Source organism: Heliomicrobium modesticaldum Ice1 (assembly GCF_000019165.1).
Taxonomy (GTDB): domain Bacteria; phylum Bacillota; class Desulfitobacteriia; order Heliobacteriales; family Heliobacteriaceae; genus Heliomicrobium; species Heliomicrobium modesticaldum.
In genome coordinates, this window is the sequence record NC_010337.2 from 1006635 (window position 1) to 1029882 (window position 23248).

Genomic DNA, 23248 nt, shown 5'->3' on the forward strand with positions numbered 1-23248 from the left:
ATTAGCCAATGCTTCTTCTCTTTATTCTCTCAGCCAGGCCGGATTCCTGCTTGCCCGGGCAGGCGTTTTCTTTCTTCGCAGCGCCTCTCATTCGCGTAAATCAATTTTCCCCGATCTGCGCCCATCGCTTTCTCTCTGGGCGGTTGCATACACCTTCTGCACAAAAGTGCCCCAATCCCAGCCGGTCGCCTCGGCGATGGCATCGCTGATGGACGCTCCCGCAGCCAGCTTGTCGATGGTCTTGTTCAGCGTCTTTGGACCGGCGTCGCGGAGCACGTCGACAGCCAACAGCGATTGCCGATATGCCAGCCGCTGATCCTCCAGGTTGTCAAAGCCGTCGTCCATCGCTTCAAAAGGGTAGAGCCGCTCTGCCCAGTCGCCTTTTGGTCGGGAGAGGGTGAAGCCGCTCAGGCGGCGTTCCGCCTCCTGGGCTACGCCTTCGGTAAGCCAGCGCGGGATGTTCCCCCCTGTCTGATAGTCAAGGACCATGTGCGCCAGTTCATGGGCCATGGGACCGGTCATGTCAACGTCATCATGGCTCCAGAGGCGGGGCGTCAGCACTCGCACGACGCCGGCGTAGTAGACGCCCATGGCCGATTGGTCTTTCCAGCCGAAGACGCCGTTGAAGCTTTCTCGATCGGGATAGAGCAAGACGAGCGGTTTCACAGTCGGTTGATAACCCACCATGTGCGTCACCTGCGGGTAGATCCGCTCAGTATCCCGAAGCACTTTCGGGGCCAGTTTGGCATCTTCATCACAGTAGCGGAGGGTGACCTGCTTTCCCTCGAGAAGGCGCCAGTGCCGCGTGTCTCTTTCGGCTTTGCGCCGGTTGAATTCGCGATACCAGCCGAAGCCCTCCGCTCTCATCACCGGCCAAGTAGCGGCGAAGGCGAGCAAAAAGAGCATAACAAAACCGGCGACCCACCACTGGGGCGGGTCGATTCTCCATTCCCCCATGTTTCTCCCCCCGCTCCCTTCCATCTTATATATGCAATAATTCTTGCAAGATCGGAAAGCCCGTCCATTATACCAACCGTTAGGGGTTTTGTGGCGGAGATGTTGCTGGGTGTAGGGGGGGTTATTGGGGAGCCGACCGTTTTTTAGAGGAACAGGCGATCCTTTTCAGACTGCCAGGGTAAAAAAAGCCGCCCAGCGAAGGGCGGCGCAATCAGGGCTATGCTTTGTCCCTATCTAAGGCTGCTTCTGGCCGATCCCGCTCAGATCGGGTGCTTCCAGTCCTCCCGGCTGGGCCGTGGGCGCAGCAGAGGTCGCAGGGTTTTGTCCCTTCGGCGCCGGTTGCATCATCGAGTCGGCCAGCCGGATCAATTCTTGCAGGCTTTCCGCCTCTTTCTCCGGCGGGTTGGCGTCCTCCAGCGCCTTCTGCCATTGGGCCTTGGCGGCTGCCGGATCTTTTCTGGCTTGGATGAGGAAGATGCCATAGTTGTAGCGGGCGTTGAGGTGGCGCGGGTCTTTTTCGATGGCGACCTTGAAGTTCTTTTCGGCATCATCGATCAGGTCGCCGTAGAAAGCAGATGTGGCTGCGTCGACGCGGGCGTTGACATCGTCCGGTTGCAAAGCCAGGGTCTTTTGATAATCCTCATAAGCGCGGCGGAAGGTGTTTTGCGCAGCTTCCTTGTCCCCTGTCGAGCGATAGAGAGAGGCCAGGTTGTAGCGGGTGTTGGCCAGTTCGAGCCAAAGGGAGGCATCTTTCGGATCGGCTATCGTCTTTTCTTCCAATCCCTTGATGTCAGCCTGCCAGGTTTGTTTGAGGCTCTCCCTATCAGCGCTGATGTCCTGCCCCGGCCCCGGTGTCGGCGCATCCCGCAGGGCGGTGAGGGAGTAGACGATGGTGCTACCCATCAGGCCGGCGATGACGAGCAGGGCCACCATCGCGTAAACCCGGCGCTGCTTGTTGTGGAGGGAAGAGGCAGAGGCCAATGCGGTCTCATCCTTTCTCTTGGGTAAAGGCCATGGTTTTTGTGCAGGCGCGTTCAACTCGTCGCAGCGGCATCGTCCGAAGCCTTGCCTTTTGCTTAACGATGGCCCGACAGATACCGCTCCGCCGAGATGGCCGCCACGGCGCCGTCGCCAACGGCGGTGGCCACCTGGCGCAGGACCGTGTTGCGCACGTCGCCGCAGGCGAAGACGCCGGGGATGCTGGCGGCCAGGTTGGCGTCGACGGCGATATAGCCTTCTTCCGTCCGGTCCAGAGGGTCGACCAGGTAATCGGCTGCCGGAGAATGACCGACGAAGACGAAGACGCCGTCACAGGCGATCTCACCGGCCTCACCCGTTTTGCTGTTGCGGGTGCGCACCTTCTCCACTGCGGCACCGCCGACGATCTCCTCGATCACCGTGTCCCAGACAAAACGGATCTTAGGGTTCTGGAAGGCCCGCTCCTGGAGGACCTTTGTCGCCCGCAACTGGTCGCGGCGGTGGACGATGGTCACCTCAGTGGCGAACTTGGTCAGGAACAGGGCCTCCTCGACGGCCGAGTTGCCGCCGCCGACGACGACCACCTTGCGCCCCCGGAAAAAAGCGCCGTCACAGGTGGCGCAGTAGGAGACGCCCCGCCCGTGAAAGTCGGCTTCGCCTTTGACGCCGAGGCGGCGCGGCTGGGCGCCGGTGGCGATGATGACAGAGCGGGCGTAGCGGACGCCGCCGGGCGTCTCGACGCGCTTGAGATGGCCCCGCAGACTGGTTTTGATCACCTGCTCGGAGATCAGTTCGGCGCCGAAGCGCTGCGCCTGGGCCATGAAGCGCATCATCAGTTCCGGGCCAGAGATGGGCTTGTCGAAGCCCGGGTAGTTTTCGATGATTTCCGTCGTCGCCGCCTGACCGCCCGGCATGACAGCTTCAAAGATGGCGGTGCGCAGTCCCGCCCGGGACGCATAGAGGCCGGCCGTCAGCCCAGCCGGACCGGCGCCGATGATCAGCACATCATAGATGTCCTTCGGGTTCTTTCTCCGCCAAGCCTGGTCTTCCTTAAGCATGCAACGGTCCATGACGACGGTGAGGCCGGCCCTTTCCGCCAGCCTGGCCGCCTCCTCGTTGATGACGCCTTCCTGCAGCCAGAGGATCTTCGCCCCCCGGGCGATGGCCTCCTGGGCGATGGGCAGAACCTCTTCGGCGCGGCGAAAGACGTCCACTACGTCGATCTCGATATCGCCCGGGATGGAGGCGAGGTCGGGATAGCTCTTTTCCCCGAGGCTCTCCGTCGCCGTCGGGTTGACGGGGATGATCCGGTATCCCTGTTCTCTCAGGTACTCCGCCACATGGCGGCTGGGGCGGCCCGGTTTGTCCGATAAGCCTACGATGGCGATGGTCTGCACCGACGGAAAGTCGATCACGGCGCTCACTCCCGAACGTTTTATACCCGTCAGGGGTATGTTTTGGCTTTTATTATAGGCCGATCGTGAAGGATGTGTCAAGCGATGGGGCAAGGCGCCCGAAGCGCTTGGCGACGGAACTTTTTGACTGATTTCTGCGTCTAAAGATCGAGTGATAAAAAGAAGACCCCTCGGCGGGGCCTTCCTGCAAAAAACCATTCGTGACTTTCAAGGTTACCTGTCGAGTTCAGATTGATGTCCAGCACTGTCGATTCCCAATCGGCTTGACTCACCTCAGGTAAGCCATGGGGTTGCGCACCCCGCCGTCGATGACCTCGAAGTGCAGGTGGCTGCCGTAGGAGCGGCCTGTCGATCCGGCTGCACCGATGTTGGCGCCTCGGCTGACGGTCTGACCTTCACCGACGTACAGTTGGGAGAGGTGAGCGTAGCGGGTGGTGATGCCGCCGTGGTCGACGAGGATGCACTTGCCGTAGCCGCCGGCCCAACCGGCGAAGGTGACTACACCGTCATCAGCAGCATAGACAGGGTCGCCCGTGTTGGCGTCAATGTCTACTCCGGTGTGAAACTCGCGGCCACGGTAGCCGAAGGGAGAGGTGATCCGCCGCCCGCCGATGGGCCAGGAGAGGGTTCCGTTGCCGCCACCGCTGTAACTGCCGCCGGCGCTTCTGCTGCTGCCGCCGCGGGAGGCTACCATCACGCGGTCGCCGCGAACTTCAACCCGCTGGACGGGGCTTTTTAAGATTTTCTCTTCCTTCAATTCCTCATCGAACTGGTAGTTGTTCTCTTTGCTGACGACGTAAGTGGCGATCTTTTTGCCGTTGGCGCCTTCCTGTTTGACCTTCACAGCGCCAGGGCGCATGTTGGCGTCCCGCTCGACTTTCGTCGGATAGGGCACCTCTTCTTCCTTGACGACCTTGTATGTACTGACCACGTTGAGGTAATGGACCGGTCGGGTGAGGTTGATCTCCTGGCCGATTTTTAATTTGTTTTCGTTGACCAATTGGGCGTTCGCTTTGCGCAGTTCGTTCCAGCTCATGCCGTTTTTGACGGCCACGCTCCAGAGGGTGTCCCCCTTCTGGACGACATAGCGGATCTTCTCGCCTTTGCCTTCGACGAGCATCTTTTTCGCTTGTTCGCTGGAAATGACCTGATCAGGCGACACTTCCACGTTCTCGTAGGTGACTTGCTGCTTCACCTTCACATCGATCAGCTCGACGCCTTCGCCGATTTGCCCGTAGGAGAAGAAGTTGATCGTATCTTTGATCACCTGTTCCGCCTGTTCGCGGTTAGCGAGGATCAACTCGGGACGTCCGTCGATCACGATCCGGCAGGCGTCGACCATGCCGTTGGCCTTGACTACGATACCGGACGGGTCGGCCGGTTGGGTAAGCGCCGTTGTTCCGTTGAAGGCCGCCGCCGAGATGGCGCCGACCAGCAGGAGCACCCCGGCTCCTTGGGCTACGTAGACTAGCCCTTTGCTTTCCCGCCAGTTTTGGAGATCGATCGATCGGATCTCCTGTTTGATCTCGTCTAACTTCACACGAAGTGCCTTCAACCTGTTGCCATCATTGCCTTGCGTCGCTTTTTCGCCGAATGACTTGGTGCGGAGTTCGGTCCATTTCCCCTGGATCCAGGCGATTTTGTCCGCAAAGAAATCCTTCTTGGACATTTGCGCCCCCTTTCCCACCCCTGACAAGCTGTCGAGGCTATGCTGTTAGTGAGTCCGCCGCCGAGGGCGAACCGATGGCGCCCTTATTGCTGATGGGCTTGTGATAATTGGATGTTTATGCCAACATCTTCGGCCTCACGAACCCGCCAATATTATATCATGGGAAAGGTTGTCGAGGAAACCCTAAAATTTCCCGCTTGCCGCTTTGATCAGGAATTTCTCCGGCACGACGGCGTCTATCGGTCACGCTTCCGGCACAGCCGCCATCGCCTGGGCGTAGAGCGCCCATTTCAGGCGCATTTTGGCCAGATGACAACTCATCGCCGCCGGGATGCCCAGGTCGCCCGTCGCCGCCTCGTTGTTGGCGTGGCAGCCGCCGGAACAGAGGAAGCGGGCCCAGCAGGTGGGACAGCCTGCTTTGTGGTAGATATGGGCGTCGGCGAAGGCGCGGGCAATGGATTGGCCGGTCAAGCCGGTCGCCACATTGCCGAGGCGGTAGTCTTCCCGGCCCACAAACTGGTGGCAGGGATAGAGGTCGCCGTTGGGGGCGACGGCCATGTATTCAAAGCCGGCGCCGCAACCGGAGAGACGCTTAGCCAAGCAAGGCCCGTGGGCCAGGTCTAGGTTGAAGTGGAAGAAGTTGAGGGGCCGCCCCGCTCGTCCGCGGCGGATGCACTCCTCGGCCAGCATGCGGTACTGCTCGTCCAAGCCTTCGATCTGTTCTTGCCGAAGGGCGTAGTCCACATCCGGCGGGGCCACGACAGGCTCCACCGAGATGTGGCGGAATCCAAGGTCGTGGATATGCAGGACGTCAGCGGCGAAGTCAGGGTTGTGTCCCGTGAAGGTCCCCCGGACGTAATAATCCTCGCCGCCTCTCGATTGGACAAAAGCGAGCAGGTTGGCGGCCACGTCGTCATAAGAGCCGGAGCCGTCCGCATAGGGCCGCATGCGGTCATGGACCTCGCGGCGGCCGTCGAGGGAGAGGACAACCGACAGCCCCTCTTCGTTGAGATAACGGCCTGTTTCCTCATCGAGCAACAGTCCGTTTGTCGTCAAGGTGAGCTTGAGCACTTTCCCCTCTTCGGCAGCCCGTCGCTTGGCGTAGGCCACCAGTTCTTTGACAACGTCAACGTTGAGCAAGGGTTCGCCGCCGAAGAAGTCGATCTCCACATGCCGGCGTCCCTGCGAATGGGCAAGCAGGAAGTCGACAGCCTGCTTGCCTGTTTCGACCGGCATGAGGCTGCGGTCGCCGCCGAAGGGGCCTGTCCCGGCGAAACAGTAGCCGCAGCGCAGGTTGCAGTCGTGGGCCACATGCAGGCAGAGGGCTTTGACGACAGGGTCAGCTGGGGGGGCAACGGCAGTGGCGGCCCTTGCTTCTGAAGAGGAACTACCGGGCAGTGCCTCCCCCGTTTCTTTTCGGCGCGCAAAGCCTTCCGCCAGCCGATCGTCGGTAAAGAGCAGACCTGCCGCCTTCAATTCACCCAGTTCGGCCAGCACCTCGTCCACAATGTCTTCGTCCATCTTGGCGTGACGCACAAGGGTCTCCCGCGCAACGGACCCGTCGCCCTGGGCGGCTGCGAGCGCCTCGATCACCTGCCGCGCTGTCTCATCGAGCCGGTGCAACGAGTTGGAGTTCACATCATAGCAAAAGGCCACATCGCCGTGGGCAAAGGTGAACAGGTGCGCCGAAAAATCGTAGCCGACCAGGTCGGACCACCAGGGGGAAGCGGGTTGGTTTGTCATGATTGCATCATCAACCTTCACTGTTATCGTCATTTTTCTTTGCATCTAACGTCGAAAAAGCAGTCTGCTGGGGAGGGACGCAGGGATTTGCGCAAGAAGAAAAAACCCTCTATCCGGTTCAGGTCGCGAATAGAGGGTTCTTCGGTCTTATGGCGATTCGACCTTAGCCTTTCTGGCAAACCTGGTTCCCTACGGTACAGGAGGTCTTGCAGGCCGATTGGCAGGAGGTCTGGCATTCGCCGCAGCCGCCGGTTTGCGCCGTCGCCTGCAGCGCGCCTTTCTGCACAGTGACGATGTGCTTGCTCACAGATTATCCCCCCCTTGTCCTTCCCTTGCCAAAAATCCGTTGGTATTATAGCACTTTCCCCTGCCAGGGTAAAGTCTTCCGGCGCCGCCTCCAGGGGCGGCTTCTACCGCTCCCATCGCTTTCGGCGCCAAAGGCCGGCTTTTTTCGGGACGGTCAGGCTGGCGGTGAAGCGTTAGGGCAGACGGTCAGGCGTGACCGAGGCTATCCTTTTTCAGCCCTTATGGGCGTCCAAAGTCGCCCGCTCCGGCGTGGCCGGCTCGTCTGCGTATCCCTTTTTCCGCCGATAGTAATAGAGGGCGACAGCAGAGAACATCCAAACCAGGCTGAGCATCTGGGGCAGCCGGAAGTCGCCGACCATCTCCGAATCCATGCGCAGTCCCTCGATCCAAAAGCGCCCAAAAGCGTAATAGGCGAGGTAGAAGAGGAACACCTCGCCCCGGCGCATCCATGGGCGGCGGCGCAGGACGAGCAGCAGGAAGAAGCCGATCAGGTCCCAGATCGACTCGTAGAGAAAAGTCGGGTGGCGCATCTCGCCGGCGATCATCATCGCCCAGGGAAGATCGGTCGGATAGCCGTAAGCCTCTTGGTTAAAAAAATTGCCCCAGCGGCCGATGGCCTGGCCGAGAATGATTGACGGCGCTGCAATGTCGGCCATCTGCCAAAAAGATAGGCCCTGTCTGCGCGTGTAATACCAGCCGAAGGCAAAGGCGACGAGCAGGGCGCCGAAGATCCCGAGGCCGCCGTGCCAAATGGCCACCACCTCGCTCGGGTCGTTGGCGTAGTACTTCCAGTTGAAGATGACGTAATAGGCGCGCGCGCCGATCAGCGCCAAGGGTGTGGCGTACAGGATCAGGTTGTAGAGAAAGTCAGGGTCGATCCCGTGGCGCACCGCCTCCCGCTGCGCCACGAGCGTACCGATGAGCAAAGCGCTGCTGATCAGAATCCCGTACCAGTAGATCGGGTGGGTGCCGATATAAAAGGCGATCGGATCGGGCAAGTCGACAGCCTCCTTAAGGAGTGATTGAATCGCCGATTGAGGGGATGGGGCTTTTTCCATCTTCTACTAGGATAATCCCTTCTCCGCAAAAGTCAAGGAAAGGAACAAAAAGAAAAGAACCCGCCCCCAGTTTAAAACCGAAAACGAGCCCTTTGATAGCGTATATGGCGGAGCAGACGGGATTCGAACCCGCGTTCTCCAGCGTGACAGGCTGGCATGTTAGGCCTCTACACCACTGCTCCTCGTGCTACTCAAAAGCGCCTCATGCCAACCATGAAGAACTCGACAACCTTGTAGCATTCTAACGGAAGGAAAGATGGTGACCCGTAGGGGATTCGAACCCCTGTTACCGCCGTGAAAGGGCGGTGTCTTAGACCGCTTGACCAACGGGCCTCTTGCCGGCGCCTTGACCTTCAGACGCTCCTTGTCCGAAGAGCCATCCTGTTAAGGACACTCACCAAGTATGAAGTATACTGATGCCATTTTCTCCTGTCAATACTTTGCGCCCAAGTTACGAATAGTTCTTTTATATGAATGTTCGATTAAAATGCGGCGGCGACAGACAAAAAGCAGGCCAAAAAACAGGGCCGCCCAGGGGCGGCCCTGTTCCCCATCGCGCGGTCGCTGGCGACATCGAAAAGCGGCCGCGCGAAACCGGCTAAAAAGCCTCTCCCAGTTCGATCGTCTGTTCGCGGTCGGGACCGACAGCCAGGAGCAAGGCGGGGCAGCCGCAGAGCTCTTCGAGGCGCTTTACGTAGCGGCGTGCCTTCTCCGGCAGTTCTTCCATGGTGCGACAGCCGGTTGTGTCGCTCATCCAACCGGGCATCTCTTCATAGACCGGTTCACACTGGGCCAGCTTCTTCAAGCTCTCAGGGAAATGAGTGATGACCTCGTCCTGATAGCGGTAGCCGACACAGATCTTGATCACCGGCAGCTGATCGAGCACATCCAGTTTGGTGACAGCCATGCAGGTCAGGCCGCTGACACGGACGGAGTAGCGCATGATGACGGCGTCAAACCAGCCGCAACGGCGGGGACGTCCGGTGGTGGTGCCGAACTCATGGCCGGCTTTGCGGATCAGGTCGCCCATCTCGTCGTTCAGTTCCGTCGGGAAGGGCCCTTCACCGACGCGGGTCGTGTAGGCTTTAACGACGCCGAGGATCTTGTTGATCGTCGTCGGACCGATGCCGGCGCCGACGGTGGCGCCGCCGCCGATGGGATGGGACGAGGTGACGAAGGGGTAGGTGCCATGGTCGATGTCCAGCAGCGTCCCCTGAGCGCCTTCAAAGAGGATGTTCTTGCCTTCCTTGCGGGCGTCGTCGAGGAGAACCGATGTGTCGGTGATGTAGGCTTGGAGCCGCTCGGCATAGGCACGGTACTCGTCGAAGATCGCCTGCGCGTCAAAACCATCGACGCCGTAGATCTTCTCCAAGAGCTCGTTTTTGGCCGCCACGTTCTGTTCCAGTCTGGCCCGGAACTCCTCCGGATCGAGCAGGTCGGCCATACGAATGCCCACCCGGGCGATTTTGTCGACGTAACAGGGGCCGATGCCCCGCTTGGTCGTCCCGATTTTATTGGCGCCGCGGCGCTCTTCCTCCACCTCGTCAAGGCGGCGGTGGTAGGGCATGATCACATGGGCGCGCCCGGAGATGCGCAGGTTATCGGCGGAAATACCTTCACTTTCCAGGTACTTGAGTTCCTCGATCAGCACGCCGGGGTCGATGACGACGCCGTTGCCGATGATACAGGTTTTATCGGGGTAGAGGATACCCGAAGGGATCAGGTGGAGCTTGAACTCCTTGCCCTTGACGACCACTGTATGTCCCGCGTTGTTTCCCCCCTGGTAGCGCGCGACAAGGTCTGCTTTTTGGGCCAGAAAGTCGGTAATCTTGCCTTTCCCTTCGTCGCCCCACTGGGCGCCGACGACTACGACCGATGACATACCCGGTACCCCCATCTCTTCTCGATTTATCAAAAGCCTCCTGTCGATCGACCGACCGAAGGGCTTTATGAACGTCTGATGAACCTCTCGCAGATGCGCCCATTAGAGCGGGAACGCATGCCGCAGAACCGCTTATGGCGTCGCTCTCCGGGACTTCACTACTACACCATACTATAACGCATGGAGTGGGTAAACCCTCGACTGGCGCCACCTGCTTTTAGTATTCCCGGGCAATAAAAAACTGTGGCAAGGCCACAGTTACCATCAAAACCCCCTTGCGCACGCAAGGAGTTAGCCCTGTCTAGGTTACCAAATATCGCCGTCGCAAGTCAAGCAGCAGCAGCCGTACAGCGATGATTCGAACTCTCACCCCCCGGTGACCCGGCCCCATCGGCAGTCCCGTTCCCTGTAGGATTAGCCCGAGCGAATATCATCGTTTCAAAACGGTGACAGCAGGATTATCTTCTACGAAAGGCGAAGTACACTATGATCATTCATACCGGGTGACAAATCGGTATAAGGCAAAGGAGTTTAACAATGAGCCGATTGGATCAAATCCTCGCCGCGAACCGTGAATTCATGCGCCGCTTACCTGACGAGTTCGTCCGTACCGACTGCGCTCCCGTGGCAAAACGTCCCAGCCGTGGCCTGGCCGTCTTCACCTGCATGGACACGCGGCTCGTCGATTTTCTGGAGCCCGCCATGGGCATCCGTCGCGGCGACGCCAAAATCATCAAAAACGCCGGCAATTCCGTGACCGGTCCTTTTGAGGCCACGATCCGCAGTCTCATCGTGGCCATCTTCGAGCTGGGCGTGGAAGAGGTCATGGTCATCGGTCATAAGGACTGCGGGCTCGCTCACACGACGGCCGACGATCTCAAGAAGAAAATGCTCGCCCGCGGCATCTCGCCTGATGCGCTGCACATGGTGGAACATGAGCTGGAGTCCTGGGTCGATCGGTTCCACCACCCCTGCGAAAACGTGCAAGAGGTGGTCCTCCGCATCCGGACCAATCCCCTGATCCCGAAGGACGTGCCGATCCATGGTCTCATGTTCGATCCCCATACGGGGGAGATCGAGATCCTGGTGAACGGCTATGACGCTGTGGCGCGATACAAGGAGACTTCGGTCACATCTGGATAGCCGGCAGGCTAAAAGCCGGCACAGGTTTTTTCTTCGACGAAAAATTTTTCCAAAAGATGCTTTCCTTGACGAGAGAAAAAAGGGGCCGCCCGCAGCAGGTTGGCCCCTTTTTTGCATTCTACCGGTAGTCGCGGTTGACGAACTTGGTAAATTCCTTCAAAAAGCCCAGCTCCACCGAGCCGACGGGGCCGTTCCGGTGCTTGGCGATGATGATCTCGGCGATGCCTTTCTTCTCCGTATCCGGTATGTAATACTCCTCGCGGTAGATGAACATGACCATGTCCGCGTCTTGTTCAAGGGCGCCCGATTCGCGCAGGTGGCTCAGGTTCGGCTTCTTGTCCGTCGTCTGTTCCACCGATCGGGAGAGCTGGGAGAGGGCTACGACCGGCACGTTCAGTTCGCGAGCCAAGGCTTTTAAAGAGCGAGAGATCTCGGAGATCTCCTGCTGCCGGTTTTCCGAGCGCCGGCTGCCGCCGCCCTGCATCAACTGCAGGTAGTCGATGACGACGAGCCCCAGGTTTTTTTCCGTCTTCAACCGCCGGCACTTGGCCCGCATCTCCATGACGGTGATGCCCGGTGTGTCGTCGATGTAGATGGGCGCATCGGACAGAGGGGTGATGGCATTGGTCAGCGTGTCCCAGTCCTGTTCGGTCAAGGCACCGGTGCGCAAGCGCTGCTGGTCGATGAGCGCCTCCGAGGCGAGCATCCGCTGGACCAGTTGTTCCCGCGACATTTCCAGGCTGAAGACGGCGACGGCCACCTTGTCCCGGACGGCGGCGTTCTGGGCGATATTCAGGCAGAAGGCCGTCTTCCCCATGGCGGGGCGGGCGGCGACGATGATCAGGTCCGAGGGCTGCAAGCCCGAGGTCATCCGGTCCAGATCGCGGAAATGGGTGGCCACGCCGGTCACATCGCCTTTGCGGTTGTAAAGGTGCTCGATGTGGTCCAAGGTGGCCACGAGCACGTCCCGCAAAGGGACCATGCCATCACGGGCCTGGCGCTGGGCGATGTCCAAAAAGGCCTGCTCCGCCTCGTCGAGCAGTCGGTCCACTTCTTCGGTGGCTTCATAGCCCTTCTGGGCGATCTTCGTGGAGGCGCGGATGATCTGGCGGAGCAGGGATTTTTCCGCAACAATCTTGGCGTAGTGCTCTACGTTGGCGGCCGTCGGTACCACGTTCCCCAGTTCGATGAGATAGGGGATGCTGCCGACGCGCTCCAGGTTCCCCGTCTGCCGGAGTTCTTCCGTCAATGTGACCAGGTCGACGGCCTCCCCCCGCTGGGAGAGGGTCACCAGCGTCCGAAAGATGGTCTGGTGGGCTTCCTTGTAGAAGTCCTCCGGCTTTAAGAGCTCTGTCGCCTTGTACACAGCGTCGGCGTCGAGGAGCATGGCGCCCAGCACCGACTGTTCAGCTTCGATGTTTTGAGGAGGTAGGCGGTCAAAAAGACTGCTCATGGCGTTTGTATGTACTCCCTCCGCGCGCAAACGGTAGAACGAAGCCTAGCTTGCGTCGGCAAGCCATGGGAAAATAAGCGGACAAACCCGGGCCTTTTCCACCCGGGTCTTTCATTTAGGACGCCTGTTCTGCCGAGGCGATCGCCGGAACTGCCTCGATCAGCGCCAAAGCCTCGTCCACTGTCTCCACCGGGATCACCTCGATGCCGGTCAAATCGGAAGGGACGTCCTTCTCGTTTTCCTTCGGGATGAGCACGCGGCGGATACCGGCCTGGCGGGCGCCGTAGATCTTTTCAAAAATCCCGCCGACGGCTTTGACGCCGCCGCGCAAGGAGATCTCGCCGGTGACGGCCACGTCCTGCCAGAGGGGGATCTCCTGGATGGCCGAGTAGACGGAAAGGAAGATCGCCAGACCGGCAGAGGGACCGTCGATGTTCCCGCCGCCGACGACGTTGACGTGGAGGTCAAAGTCGGCCAGTTCCTTGCCGGCCAGGCGGCGGAAGACGGAAGCGGCATTGAAGAGGGAATCTTTGGCCATGCTGCCGGCCGTGTCGTTGAAGCGGATGTGACCCTTGCCCTCGCCGCTGGCGGGGAAGGCGACCGCTTCGATCTCCAAGACGGAACCGACGAAACCGGCGACGCCGAGGCCGAAGATGCGGCCCGTTTCCGCCTTATGCTCCCCCTTCCGAGTCACGTAGGGGCTGAGGCGGGCAGTGCGCAGCACCTCGAGGACGTCGTCGCAGGTGACCGCGATGGGCGCCGCTTTGGCGCTTGTCGCTTTTTGGGCCGCCTCCGCCTCTTCGCGGCGGAAGAGGGCCAAGCCGTAGGCGTCAGCCAGGAGGTTGACGGCCTTGCGGCCTTCGATGGTGTATTCGGCGATTAGATCGGCCACGCCTGCTTCGAGGCTGACCTCGAGGCGCTGGCCGGCGTTTTCGATGATGTCCTTGATATCGGCCGGGGTGAGAGGTTCGAAGAAGATCTCGGCGCAACGGGAGCGCAGGGCCGGGTTGATCTCGCCGGGGCTGCGCGTGGTGGCACCGATGAGGATGAAGTCGGCCGGGGCGCCCTCGTCGAAGATCTTTTTGATCCACTGCGGCACGTTGGGGTCGAGGGGGTCGTAGTAGGCCGAGTCAAAGCTGACGCGCTTGTCTTCAAGCACCTTGAGCAGCTTGTTCAGCAGCATGGGGTCCATCTCGCCGATCTCGTCGATGAAGAGGACGCCGCCGTGGGCCTCGCTGACCAGGCCCAGTTTCGGCTCGGGGATGCCCGTGTCGGCCAGATCGCGGCGAGCGCCCTGGTAGATCGGGTCATGGACGGAGCCCAGGAGCGGGTTGGTCACCTCGCGGGGGTCCCAGCGCAGGGTAGTGCCATCGACCTCGACGAAGGGGGCCTCGTCCGGGAAGGGGGTGACGGTGCGGCCTTTGGCGGCCTGAAAGGCCAAGCGTGCCGCCGTCGTTTTGCCGACGCCGGGCGGTCCGTAACAGAGGATGTGCTGGGGATAGGGCGAGGCCAGCTTGGAGAGGATGGCCTGAACGGCCCGCTCCTGGCCCACCACCTCGTTCAACTGCCGAGGCCTGAGCATCTCCATGGCCGAACGGGCCAGGGAGACGCTGTTCATCTTCTCCAACTGGGCCAGGCGCTTGAGCGTCTGGGCGTTCTCCGGTCCGCCGCTCTCCTTCAGCACCTGCAGCTTGATCTCGCGCATATACTCCTCGTGGCGCTCTTGCATCTTGTCGGCGACGAGCTTTTCCAGCTTGTCCTCGACGGAGCGCCGGGCGATGATGCCGGCGATCTCCTCTTCGATCTCGTTGAGGATTTCGGGGATCTCCTTGGCCGTCGGCGGCTTCTGTGGCGCCGGTCCCTGCAGGACGAGGCGCTGCAAGGCCCAGACGCGCTCCGCCAATTGGTTGGAGCGCATCAGCGGCAGGATCTCCAGCTTGCTCGCCCGCAGCACCAGCTTGTCGGCGCCGTAGATGTCGGAAAGGGCGCCGAAGAGCGCATCCACCTGGCGGGCCAGCAAATCCTCATCGGATCGACGGCTGAGCAACTGGCTCAGCCGCGTCCGGTTCAAAGTCTCCATGATTTTTTTCATGAATCGTGTTGTTGCTCCTTCCTGCGGAAAAAACCTCCCGGGCCGACCCGTAAGGCCGTCGGGGAACGGCGGCGCAGGGAAAATGGGATGAGGCCACAGGATAGTTATTCGCTGACGACCTCGACTTTTAGTTCCGCAGAAACGGCAGGGTGAATTTTAACGGTGATGGGGTAATGGCCCAGCGTTTTGATCGGTTGCTTCAATTCGTATTTGCGCTTGTCCACCTTGAGGCCGAATTGTTTTTCTACCGTCTCGGCGATCTCCTTATTCGTCACAGCGCCAAAGAGGCGGCCACCTTCACCGGCTTTAGAGCGGACCTTGACGGTGATGCCGGAGAGCTTGGCGCCCAGTTCCTTGGCGTCCATCAGTTCCTGCTCTTTTTTCTTCGCCTCGTTGGCTTTCAACCGTTCCAGGTTTTTCAAGTTCGCCGGCGTCGCCTCAATGGCGAGGCCCCGCGGCAACACATAGTTGCGGCCATATCCTTCGGCGATATCGACGATGTCGCCTTTTTTGCCCAGGTTTTTCACATCTTGCTGCAAGATGACCTTCATGTTGTACCTCCTCAAAAATCTTACTGGAAAACCTTTGCGCATCCCAGCGTTCGCGGCAATAGATCAGTCCCATTTTAACTGTATCGCATCTGTGTGCCCATCGCTAGAGGGCATCCCTTTCGGTATCTGTCATCGGCCGCATCACAGGGCTTCTCGGTTCGGCTGCCTGCACATTCATTGCTCGCTCCTAGCGCCTGCCCCCGGCGGGGTCTGGATGCTCCGCCTTTTGTTCGCGCTCAGCGAGGGCTTTTTGCTCTTTTTGCTGTTCCAGGTACTCGCCGATGGCGGTCAGGAGTTTTTCCTTCGCCTCAGACAGGCTGAGCCCTGCCAGCTGAGCGCCGGCGATGGTCAGATGGCCGCCGCCGCCGAGCCGCTCCAGGATGGCATGGACGTTGATGTCTCCCTGGGAACGGGCCGAAACGGCCGTCCCCTTCGGATAGGGCCGCAGGACAAAAGAAGCTTGGATCCCTTCGACCTCCAGCAGCTCATCAGCCGCCTGGGCCGAGATGACCGTTGCCCTTGGCACCGCTTCCTCCTGAACGCCGATGGCGATATGGCCGAAGTGAACCTCGGCGCCGCCGATGATGGCCGCCCGGCGGACAACCGTCTCCATGGAGTCGCGCAGGAGCGACTGCACCAGCTGCGGGTCGGCGCCGGAGCGCCGCAGGTAAGAGGCGGCCTCATAAGTCCTCGCCCCGGTCATGAAAACAAAGTGCTTTGTATCGACGGTGATGCCGGCCAGCAGCGCCGAAGCGGCGATCTTGCCCAGTTCCAGGTCTTCTTTGAGATACTGGAGGATCTCGGCCACCAGCTCACAGGTGGACGATGCGTAGGCCTCCAGGTAGACGAGGCTGTTTTTGTCGATAAACTCCTCGCCCCGCCGGTGATGGTCGATGATGACGATCTCCCCGGCTCGATCGAGGAGGGTGCGGTCCGGCAGCAGGGATGGTTTGTGGGTGTCTACGACAACCAGCAGCGTCCGCGCGGTCACATGATCCGGCGCCGCCTCCACACTGACGAGGGTTTTGGCCAGGTCTGCGTTGGCCTGCACATAAGGCATCAGCCGATCGAGGGCCCCACCGCGGGTGTCGAGGATGACCGAGACCGGTTTGCCGAGGGCGGCGACGGCGCGGGAGAGGCCGAGGGCGGCGCCGGCAGCGTCCAGATCGGCATATTCATGGCCGAGGATGACCACGTTGTCGGCGGCCAGGATCAGGTTGCGCAGCGATTTGGCCACCACGCGGGCGCGCACACGGGTGCGCTTTTCGACGGCTTCCGTATTGCCGCCGTAGAAGTAGACCCGATCGGCCGACTTGACGACCACCTGATCGCCGCCCCGCTCCATGGCCAGGTCGACGCCGGTGCGGGCCAGCCGGCCCAGGTCGGCCATCGACTCCTCGCCGACACCGAGTCCGACGCTGAGGGTGACGGCGATGCGGTTTTCTAAGCGGATCGAACGGATGCGGTCGAGGATATCGAAGTTATGGGCTTGGCAGAGCCGCAAACCTGAACCGGTCATGAGCAGCACATAGCGGTCCTCCGCCACCTTGCGGATAAAGGCCTCAACACCCAAGGCCCACTCATTGAGCAGTTTGTCGATCTCGGCGGTCAGGGCGAATTTGTTCTCGTCTTCCAGCGGCGCCACAGCCTCATCGAAATTATCGATGATGCAAAGGCCGATAACAGGTCCGTCCTCCCGGGCCGCCCGCTGTTCATAGTCGGTCACATCGTCGAAGGCGAGCAACCGCCGGCCCTCTTCCGGGCCGATGCGCAGGGTAACCTTGATCTGCCGGTCCCGAATGACGAGACGGCTGGCAGCCAGTTCCGAAAAAGCGGAGTTTTTCTTAAAGTGCAGTTCCGGCAGGTGGCTGCGAAGCTTCCCCTTGAAGCGATACCCTTCGCGACCGAGCATGCGGGCGAACTCGGGGTTGTGCCACAGGAGGGCGCCGTTGCTGTCGATGTAGACGAGCCCCAAGGGCAGATGGGCCAGCAGGTTGGCCCCCGACGCTTCGAACTGTTCCTGGAGGCGGCTGAATTGTTCTTCCGCCTGCTGCCGCCAGCGATAGGCCGACTCAATGACGAAAAAGAGCACGGCCACCAGAAGCGCCGCCACCGCCCCTGCGGCACCGCGATGGACCGGCGCGAGAACGGCGACAAGCAACCCGGCGCCGATCACAGCCGGAAGGGCCAGCAACCAAAAGGAGAAGCGCCTTTTCATACCGAGAAGCACAGCCTCTTCCCCCATTCGGCGCGTCATGCGCCCTGGAATTTGTCCATCTTAGCGCGGTAATCGAAGACCAGATCGAAAAGGCCTACAGTGGCGATAAAGGTGAGCGCTAACGTGGGGAACAGAAAAATCAACACAGCCACGATAGAGAGGACGAAGGGCGACAGGACATATTTGTTGAGCAGATAGGCAACGACGGAGAAGCCGAGGACGAGCAGAATGGGGTAGCAGATATAGAGGAGGTTGAGCCCCACCGTCCCCAACAGCGGGATCTGCCAGTAGTCGCCGGCCAAGGCGGCGGCAAGGCCGGCGATGACCACCCAGACCGCCTCCCAAGGGAGCCTCCACTCCCGAAAGGGGCGCTGCGCGGTGATCGGCTGACCGATGCGCCGGAGCATCCAGCGGGAGAGGAGCAGGTTCGTCGCCGCCGTCATCATGGCGTAACTGACAAAGAGGCTCGGGAACATCAGCTTCAGGAACTGGATGATCGCAGCAAACTGGGCGCGCATGCTCTCTTCGGTGATGCCCTGCTCGCCATACTTCGCCAAGAGCCCGGCGCTGCGGTACATCTCGATGACGGCGTTGACCGTCGCGTCCGCTTGCCGGAGCAGCGTCTCCACCGTCAGACCGGTCAGGACAAAGAAAAGGGCCAGAAAAGCCGCGAAGGACAGGGCGACCGTGAGCACGCCGGCCAGGAAAGCCCGGATTGTCGACCAGCCGTAACGAAAGGCGATCCCGTAGACGATCCCCAGGCCGCCGAACTGGATCAACAGGATCAGCGCCGTCGAAAAACCGGCGGTCAAGGCGATGACCACGGTAGCCGCCGCCAGGGTCAACACCCCGACCGTCCAGCCGTTCCGTACGATGGCGACGACAATGGGGATAGTCCAGATCAGATTGGTCACCAGGGACAGAGGGACAATGAACACGCCCAAAAGGGCCAACACGGCCGTCAAGGCAGCCAGCATTGCCCCCTCCATCATTCCTCGAATTGGCATTCTCTCACCTCAATCAAAACAATTCGGGGATGGAACAGCAATTTCCTGCCCCATTGTGAAACAAAAAGGGGAGCCGATGCGCTCCCCCACCATTTCACCTGTGTATAGCAGTATTTTGCCACAGAAAACCGCGCCCTACGCGGTTCCATGTCCTCTGACGGAACAAATATTACAGGATAACCCCGCCCAATCCGAATAGACGCGGTCCTTTCCATCTATGTCGGTTTTTAGAAAGGCAGATCGTCTTCCCCGGGCGGGTCGGGGAAAGAAATTTCGCTGCCGCCGTAGCCGCCGGAGGGCGCACCAAAACCGGAAGCGCCGCTGCCATAGCCACCGCCACCGACCGGACCGCCATAACCGGCGCTGGACCCGGCGCCCATGCCCGACCCGGCACCCATGCCGGCACCGGCAGCAGCGCCGCCCTGGCCTTCGCCCCGTTCCAGGAAGCGCACCGTATCAGCGACGACTTCCACGACGGATCGCTTCTGACCGGACTGCTGGTCCGTCCAAGAGCGGGTCTGCAGGCGGCCGTCGACGGCGACGAGCCGGCCCTTATGTAGGTACTGGGAGCAGGTGATCGCCTGCTGGTTCCAGACGTTGATGGTAAACCAATCGGTGATTTTTTCCGCGCCGGCCTGGCGCTGGCTCGAAGACTGGGGCCGGTCGACGGCGATGCTGAAGGAACAGACAGGGATGCCGCTGTTGGTATGGCGCAGTTCCGGATCTCTGCCGAGGCGGCCAATGAGGATCACCCGGTTTAACATGACAATTTCTCCTTTTCATGCCATTTATTTGAAGTTTATCATGGAATTCGCGTCCGATCAACGGGCTTCCGCAAATTCCACCGCGATCATTGGCTATACGTTAAAACGGAAGTGTACCACATCGCCGTCTTTCATCACATACTCCTTGCCTTCGAGCCGTTGCAACCCTTTTTCGCGGGCCGCCGTCTGGCTGCCGCAGGCCACCAAATCGTCATAAGCCGTCACCTCGGCCCGGATGAAGCCCCGCTCAAAATCGGTGTGGATGACGCCGGCCGCCTGGGGCGCTTTCGTCCCCCGGGGGATCGTCCAGGCACGGACCTCCTGGACGCCGGCGGTGAAGTAGGTGATCAGACCGAGCAGGGCGTAGGTTTCCCGGATCAGCCGATCAAGGCCGGACTCTTTCAGTCCCAGATCCTTCAGAAAAAGGGCACGCTCCTCCGGATCGGTCAGTTCGGCGATCTCGGCTTCGATCTTGGCGCAGATGACGACGACGCCGGCGCCTTCCCGGTCGGCCCTGGCGCGCACATCTTGGACGAGGGGATTGTCGGCTTTGCCGAGATCGTCCTCAGAAACGTTGGCCACATAGAGGACCGGCTTGCTCGTCAGCAAAAACTGGTTGCGGACGATCTCCGCCTCTTCCGGCGTCCAGTCGATGGAACGGGCCGGCTTTCCATCCTCGAAGGCGTCACGCAGCCGCTGCAGCACAGCCAACTCTTGCTGGGCCTTTTTATCGCCTGACTTGAGCATCTTCTGCACCCGATCCAGGCGGCGCTCCACCGCCTCCAGGTCGGAGAGGATCAATTCCAATTCGATCGTGTCGATGTCGCGCAGTGGCGACACCTTGCCATCGACATGGGTCACATCGGGATCGGCAAAACAGCGGACCACATGAATCACGGCATCCACTTCGCGGATGTGGGACAGGAACTTGTTGCCAAGCCCTTCTCCCTTCGATGCCCCCCGGACGAGGCCGGCAATATCCACAAACCGCACGACGGCGGGAACCACCCGGTTCGGTTTGACCATCTCCGTCAGCTTGTCCAACCGGGGATCGGGGACCTCCACCACGCCCACGTTCGGTTCGATGGTGCAAAAGGGATAATTGGCGGCTTCCGCGCCCGCCTTGGTGATAGCATTGAACAGGGTGGATTTGCCCACGTTGGGCAACCCGACGATACCCGCCTGGACCGGCACAACGAATCAACTCCTGATGGTATTTTACACTTTGCCATCGTTTAGTTTAGACCAAGGCTCCGGGGAATGCAAGGACCCGGGTCTGGCCTGAGCGGCAAAAGTGTGCGGCAGCGGCAAGCGCCGCTGTCGCCGGTTGATCGCCTGCGGCATAGGTTGTGCAAAGAGCCCTTTTCAAGGAGGTGCGACCATTGGCCGGGCGTGGCAGTTTTAACTGGTTTGACAAACTGGAACGATGGAAGGACGTCTTAGAGGATGACAAGGGACAGATCATCCTCCTCGTCGGGCTCGTCATCCTGTCTGCCCTTTTCAGTTCCATCTTCAAGGACGACTGAGGCCCTTTGCAAGCAACCGTGATTTATTTAAAATAATTTCACGAGATTTTAGGCTTCTCGTTCCGAGGGTTATAGTAAAATAAAAATAACCCCAACTGCTACTCAACAAGGGAGTTGTAACCATGGCTGATGAAGAGATCTCTCCCTTTGACGAAGCTGTGAATATCGACAGCCTTTCTCTTGCGGATCTGGAAGCCGACCTGCTGCGCCTCCAAGCGCAACCGACTGAGGCGGAAGGGCCCGCCGAGGTTGCTCTCGACGGCGCCGCCTTGAGCGAAGGGGGCGCTATTTCCGCCCTTCCGGGCGGCGACGTCGGCAGTTCTCCTGAAGCCGTTGCCGCCAACGCAAAGGCTGCCACGAAAGGCGTCAGCCCCTTTGCAGGTCTCGCCGCCACGATGGGTCAAGCGACGGCGAACCGCTGGGTCGTCTACGGTCTCGCCTTTTTGCTTCTGCTCCCCCTCTCGGTCGGCCTTATCTGGGGGCTCAACCGCGCCTGGGACCGGTACATGACGCCGCCAGAAACCTACCCGCCAAAACGGCTGGTTGATTACGCCCAAGCCGCCAAGGTGGTGCGCCTGCATATGCAGGGCGGCTTTGCGCGGCTGGGACAAGCCATCACACTGAACGACGAGCACCTCGTCGAAGAAGCCCTGACTGATTCATCGCCCCGCCGCCATGACGTAGAACAGGCGATCCGCAAATGGCAGGGTTTCTTTTCCCAATACCGCCAGTTTGAAAAACCGACCTTCGACATCCGCGTCTTTCTCGTGCGCGATGTAAAAATCGAGCCTGCCCAGGACATCGTCGAGGCTGTCGCCGACGTGAGCACCTTCAGTTCTTACGAGGTCAACAACCGGCGCCTGGAGCGGAGCGTCGATTACGAGTTATGGGTGCGCCTGGTCTACCGGGACGGTCACTGGCGTCTCGATGACTACCGGAACGTCGGGGAAGGGACGGCGGGACATGCCGGGGCCCGACAATCCGCCGGCAACCATGCTGCCGCCGCCACCCTCCCGATCGGGGGTCCTTCGCTTTCGAACACCCCCATGGCCGGTTTCAAGGTCGGCAGCGACATGGACCGTTTCGCTCAGACCCTCTTCCCAGGCGCTTCCCGCAGCGACACCGTCAACGGCGTCGCCGTAGCGCCGACGCGACCGGCGAGCCGCCTCCTCGGCCTGCTCCCAGCGGATCTCAGCGGCAGTCTCTAGGAACAACAAAGCCAGATCCCTCCGTTCAATCCCCATGGATGGAACACCTCCACCCTGTAGTATTGCCTCGATAATGGAAAAAAGCGCATCCCGCGCCCAGCCGGGCGAGGATCGCGCTTTTTTTGGTTTCGACCTATTTTGGGGGCGGCTCCGGTTCACCGACGCGGGCGATGACCGCCTTGACCGCCTTTTCAAACTTCACCCGCGGGATCAGCACCTGATGGCCGCATCCGAGGCAGCGGATGCGAAAGTCCATGCCTGTCCGTGTGATCTCCCAGTCCGTCGACCCGCAGGGGTGGGTCTTGCGCAGGCGAACCTTGTCGCCGATGGAATAGTGGGCCATGCCGCTCACCTCATTTGCAAGGGACCGTCGTCGGTCGTCGCCGTCTCCACTTTGGCGCCCCGCCCATAAGGGACCAGCACCTGCCGCGGGTAGGGGATCTCGATGCCGGCGCGGTCCAAGGCGGCTTTGAAGCGCCGGCGCATCTCTCGTTCGACCCGCCATTGCTCCATTGGAACCGTCTTGGCGATAACCCGGATCACCACCTCGGAGGGCCCAAGGTGGGTGACGCCGAGCACGGTCGGACCTTCTTGGATCTGGTCCGCCCATTCCACAGCCAGTTCCTTCGCCGCTGCCTCCAACACCACCAAGGCCCGGTCGATGTCCTCCTCATAGGCGACACCGATATCGACGAGCGCCTGGATGGGACCGCGGCTCCGGTTGCTCACCTCTTTGACCTGGCCGTTGGGGATGATGTGCAGTTCCCCCGTCAGATCGCGGAGCTTGGTCACCCGCAGGCCGATCTCCTCGACGATGCCCGAGTATTTGCCGATGGTGACGAACTCGCCGACGGCGTACTGATTCTCAAAGATGATAAAAAAACCGGTGAACACATCCCGCACCAAGCTCTGGGCACCAAAACCGACAGCCAGGCCGACGACACCGGCCCCGGCCAGCAGCGCCTGGGTCTGTACGCCGAAGACGGTGTTCAGGATCTCGATGGCCACGATAAAGAAGACGCTGTAAAAGAGCAGGCTCTTCAACAAGGTCGCCAAGGTGGCGCCCCGTTTTTCGTCGATGATGCTGACACCGAGGCGCCGGCGAAAGAGCTGATCGATCGCCTTATTCCCAAAGCGGAAGGCCAGCCACGCCAAGGACACTGCCAAGAGGAGATGGGTCGACCCGACCACAAAAGCGGCGATCGGCTGCGCCCATTCCCCCAATCCCATCGCGATGGCTCGTTCCCGGACAAACTCCGACAGCCAAGTCAGCATATC

20 protein-coding genes and 2 tRNA genes are annotated in these 23248 nt (G+C 60.5%); 3 read left to right on the plus strand and 19 right to left on the minus strand.

Going from position 1 to position 23248, the window contains the following annotated elements; translation table 11 throughout:
- Positions 1–87: 87 nt before the first annotated feature.
- The 10 genes from HM1_RS14445 to HM1_RS04530 all read right to left on the minus strand — a co-directional run bounded on the left by HM1_RS14445 (position 88) and on the right by HM1_RS04530 (position 10008).
- Positions 88–957 carry a peptidase MA family metallohydrolase gene (locus HM1_RS14445; RefSeq protein ID WP_012282110.1) on the minus strand — a complete coding sequence of 290 codons (870 nt, stop codon included), beginning with the start codon at positions 955–957 and terminating at the stop codon, positions 88–90.
- A gap of 234 nt (positions 958–1191) precedes the next feature.
- A complete protein-coding gene (locus HM1_RS14450) occupies positions 1192–1938 on the minus strand; it encodes a tetratricopeptide repeat protein (RefSeq protein ID WP_012282111.1) in 747 nt (248 codons plus the stop codon).
- 95 nt (positions 1939–2033) lie between these two features.
- Entirely contained in the window at positions 2034–3350 is a 1317-nt protein-coding gene (gene trxB, locus HM1_RS04500; RefSeq protein WP_187147806.1) for a thioredoxin-disulfide reductase, read from the minus strand.
- Positions 3351–3618: 268 nt separating this feature from the next.
- Positions 3619–5019, minus strand: coding sequence for a M23 family metallopeptidase (locus HM1_RS14455; RefSeq protein WP_012282113.1), 1401 nt, complete (start codon positions 5017–5019; stop codon positions 3619–3621).
- 243 nt (positions 5020–5262) lie between these two features.
- Entirely contained in the window at positions 5263–6762 is a 1500-nt protein-coding gene (gene scfB, locus HM1_RS04510) for a thioether cross-link-forming SCIFF peptide maturase (RefSeq protein ID WP_064504613.1), read from the minus strand.
- A gap of 163 nt (positions 6763–6925) precedes the next feature.
- The gene (gene scfA / locus HM1_RS14885; RefSeq protein ID WP_012282115.1) at positions 6926–7069 is read right to left on the minus strand and encodes a six-cysteine ranthipeptide SCIFF; all 144 of its coding nucleotides are present in this window, start codon (positions 7067–7069) and stop codon (positions 6926–6928) included.
- A gap of 211 nt (positions 7070–7280) precedes the next feature.
- Positions 7281–8066: a prolipoprotein diacylglyceryl transferase gene (gene lgt, locus HM1_RS04515; protein WP_012282116.1), complete on the minus strand. Its 786-nt coding sequence runs from the start codon at positions 8064–8066 to the stop codon at positions 7281–7283.
- Positions 8067–8231: 165 nt separating this feature from the next.
- Positions 8232–8308: transfer RNA gene (locus tag HM1_RS04520), tRNA-Asp, on the minus strand.
- A 75-nt stretch (positions 8309–8383) separates the two neighbouring features.
- Positions 8384–8459: transfer RNA gene (locus tag HM1_RS04525), tRNA-Glu, on the minus strand.
- Positions 8460–8724: 265 nt separating this feature from the next.
- Positions 8725–10008, minus strand: coding sequence for an adenylosuccinate synthase (locus tag HM1_RS04530; RefSeq protein WP_012282117.1), 1284 nt, complete (start codon positions 10006–10008; stop codon positions 8725–8727).
- Between the two features lie 537 nt (positions 10009–10545).
- On the opposite strand from HM1_RS04530, the gene HM1_RS04535 reads away from it, so the two are divergent.
- Positions 10546–11151: a beta-class carbonic anhydrase gene (locus HM1_RS04535; RefSeq protein ID WP_012282118.1), complete on the plus strand. Its 606-nt coding sequence runs from the start codon at positions 10546–10548 to the stop codon at positions 11149–11151.
- Positions 11152–11269: 118 nt separating this feature from the next.
- Here the strand turns inward: HM1_RS04535 and dnaB are convergent, their stop codons facing one another.
- From dnaB to ychF, 7 genes are all read right to left on the minus strand, one after another.
- Positions 11270–12604 carry a replicative DNA helicase gene (dnaB, locus tag HM1_RS04540; RefSeq protein WP_012282119.1) on the minus strand — a complete coding sequence of 445 codons (1335 nt, stop codon included), beginning with the start codon at positions 12602–12604 and terminating at the stop codon, positions 11270–11272.
- A gap of 115 nt (positions 12605–12719) precedes the next feature.
- Positions 12720–14696 carry a Lon family ATP-dependent protease gene (gene lonC / locus HM1_RS04545; protein ID WP_012282120.1) on the minus strand — a complete coding sequence of 659 codons (1977 nt, stop codon included), beginning with the start codon at positions 14694–14696 and terminating at the stop codon, positions 12720–12722.
- 104 nt (positions 14697–14800) lie between these two features.
- Positions 14801–15247 (minus strand): 50S ribosomal protein L9, encoded by a 447-nt coding sequence (gene rplI / locus HM1_RS04550; RefSeq protein WP_012282121.1) that lies wholly within the window; start codon positions 15245–15247, stop codon positions 14801–14803.
- Positions 15248–15434: 187 nt separating this feature from the next.
- Entirely contained in the window at positions 15435–17477 is a 2043-nt protein-coding gene (locus tag HM1_RS04555) for a DHH family phosphoesterase (protein WP_207643772.1), read from the minus strand.
- A 23-nt stretch (positions 17478–17500) separates the two neighbouring features.
- Positions 17501–18472: a YybS family protein gene (locus HM1_RS04560; protein WP_012282123.1), complete on the minus strand. Its 972-nt coding sequence runs from the start codon at positions 18470–18472 to the stop codon at positions 17501–17503.
- Positions 18473–18699: 227 nt separating this feature from the next.
- A complete protein-coding gene (locus HM1_RS04565; RefSeq protein WP_012282124.1) occupies positions 18700–19236 on the minus strand; it encodes a single-stranded DNA-binding protein in 537 nt (178 codons plus the stop codon).
- Positions 19237–19329: 93 nt separating this feature from the next.
- Positions 19330–20430, minus strand: coding sequence for a redox-regulated ATPase YchF (gene ychF, locus HM1_RS04570; RefSeq protein WP_012282125.1), 1101 nt, complete (start codon positions 20428–20430; stop codon positions 19330–19332).
- 188 nt (positions 20431–20618) lie between these two features.
- Here ychF and HM1_RS15715 point away from each other — a divergent pair, with 188 nt between their 5' ends.
- Together HM1_RS15715 and HM1_RS04575 are read left to right on the plus strand one after the other, a co-directional pair.
- Positions 20619–20762, plus strand: a complete 144-nt coding sequence (locus tag HM1_RS15715; RefSeq protein WP_012282126.1) for a hypothetical protein — start codon at positions 20619–20621, stop codon at positions 20760–20762.
- A 122-nt stretch (positions 20763–20884) separates the two neighbouring features.
- On the plus strand, positions 20885–21970 hold the full coding sequence (locus HM1_RS04575; protein ID WP_012282127.1) for a hypothetical protein: 1086 nt from the start codon (positions 20885–20887) through the stop codon (positions 21968–21970).
- 133 nt (positions 21971–22103) lie between these two features.
- On the opposite strand, the gene HM1_RS04580 is transcribed toward HM1_RS04575, so the two are convergent.
- Together HM1_RS04580 and HM1_RS04585 are read right to left on the minus strand one after the other, a co-directional pair.
- Complete coding sequence (locus tag HM1_RS04580; protein WP_012282128.1) at positions 22104–22313, minus strand: DUF951 domain-containing protein; 210 nt, start codon at positions 22311–22313, stop codon at positions 22104–22106.
- Between the two features lie 5 nt (positions 22314–22318).
- Positions 22319–23245 carry a mechanosensitive ion channel family protein gene (locus tag HM1_RS04585; protein WP_012282129.1) on the minus strand — a complete coding sequence of 309 codons (927 nt, stop codon included), beginning with the start codon at positions 23243–23245 and terminating at the stop codon, positions 22319–22321.
- Positions 23246–23248 lie beyond the last annotated feature (3 nt).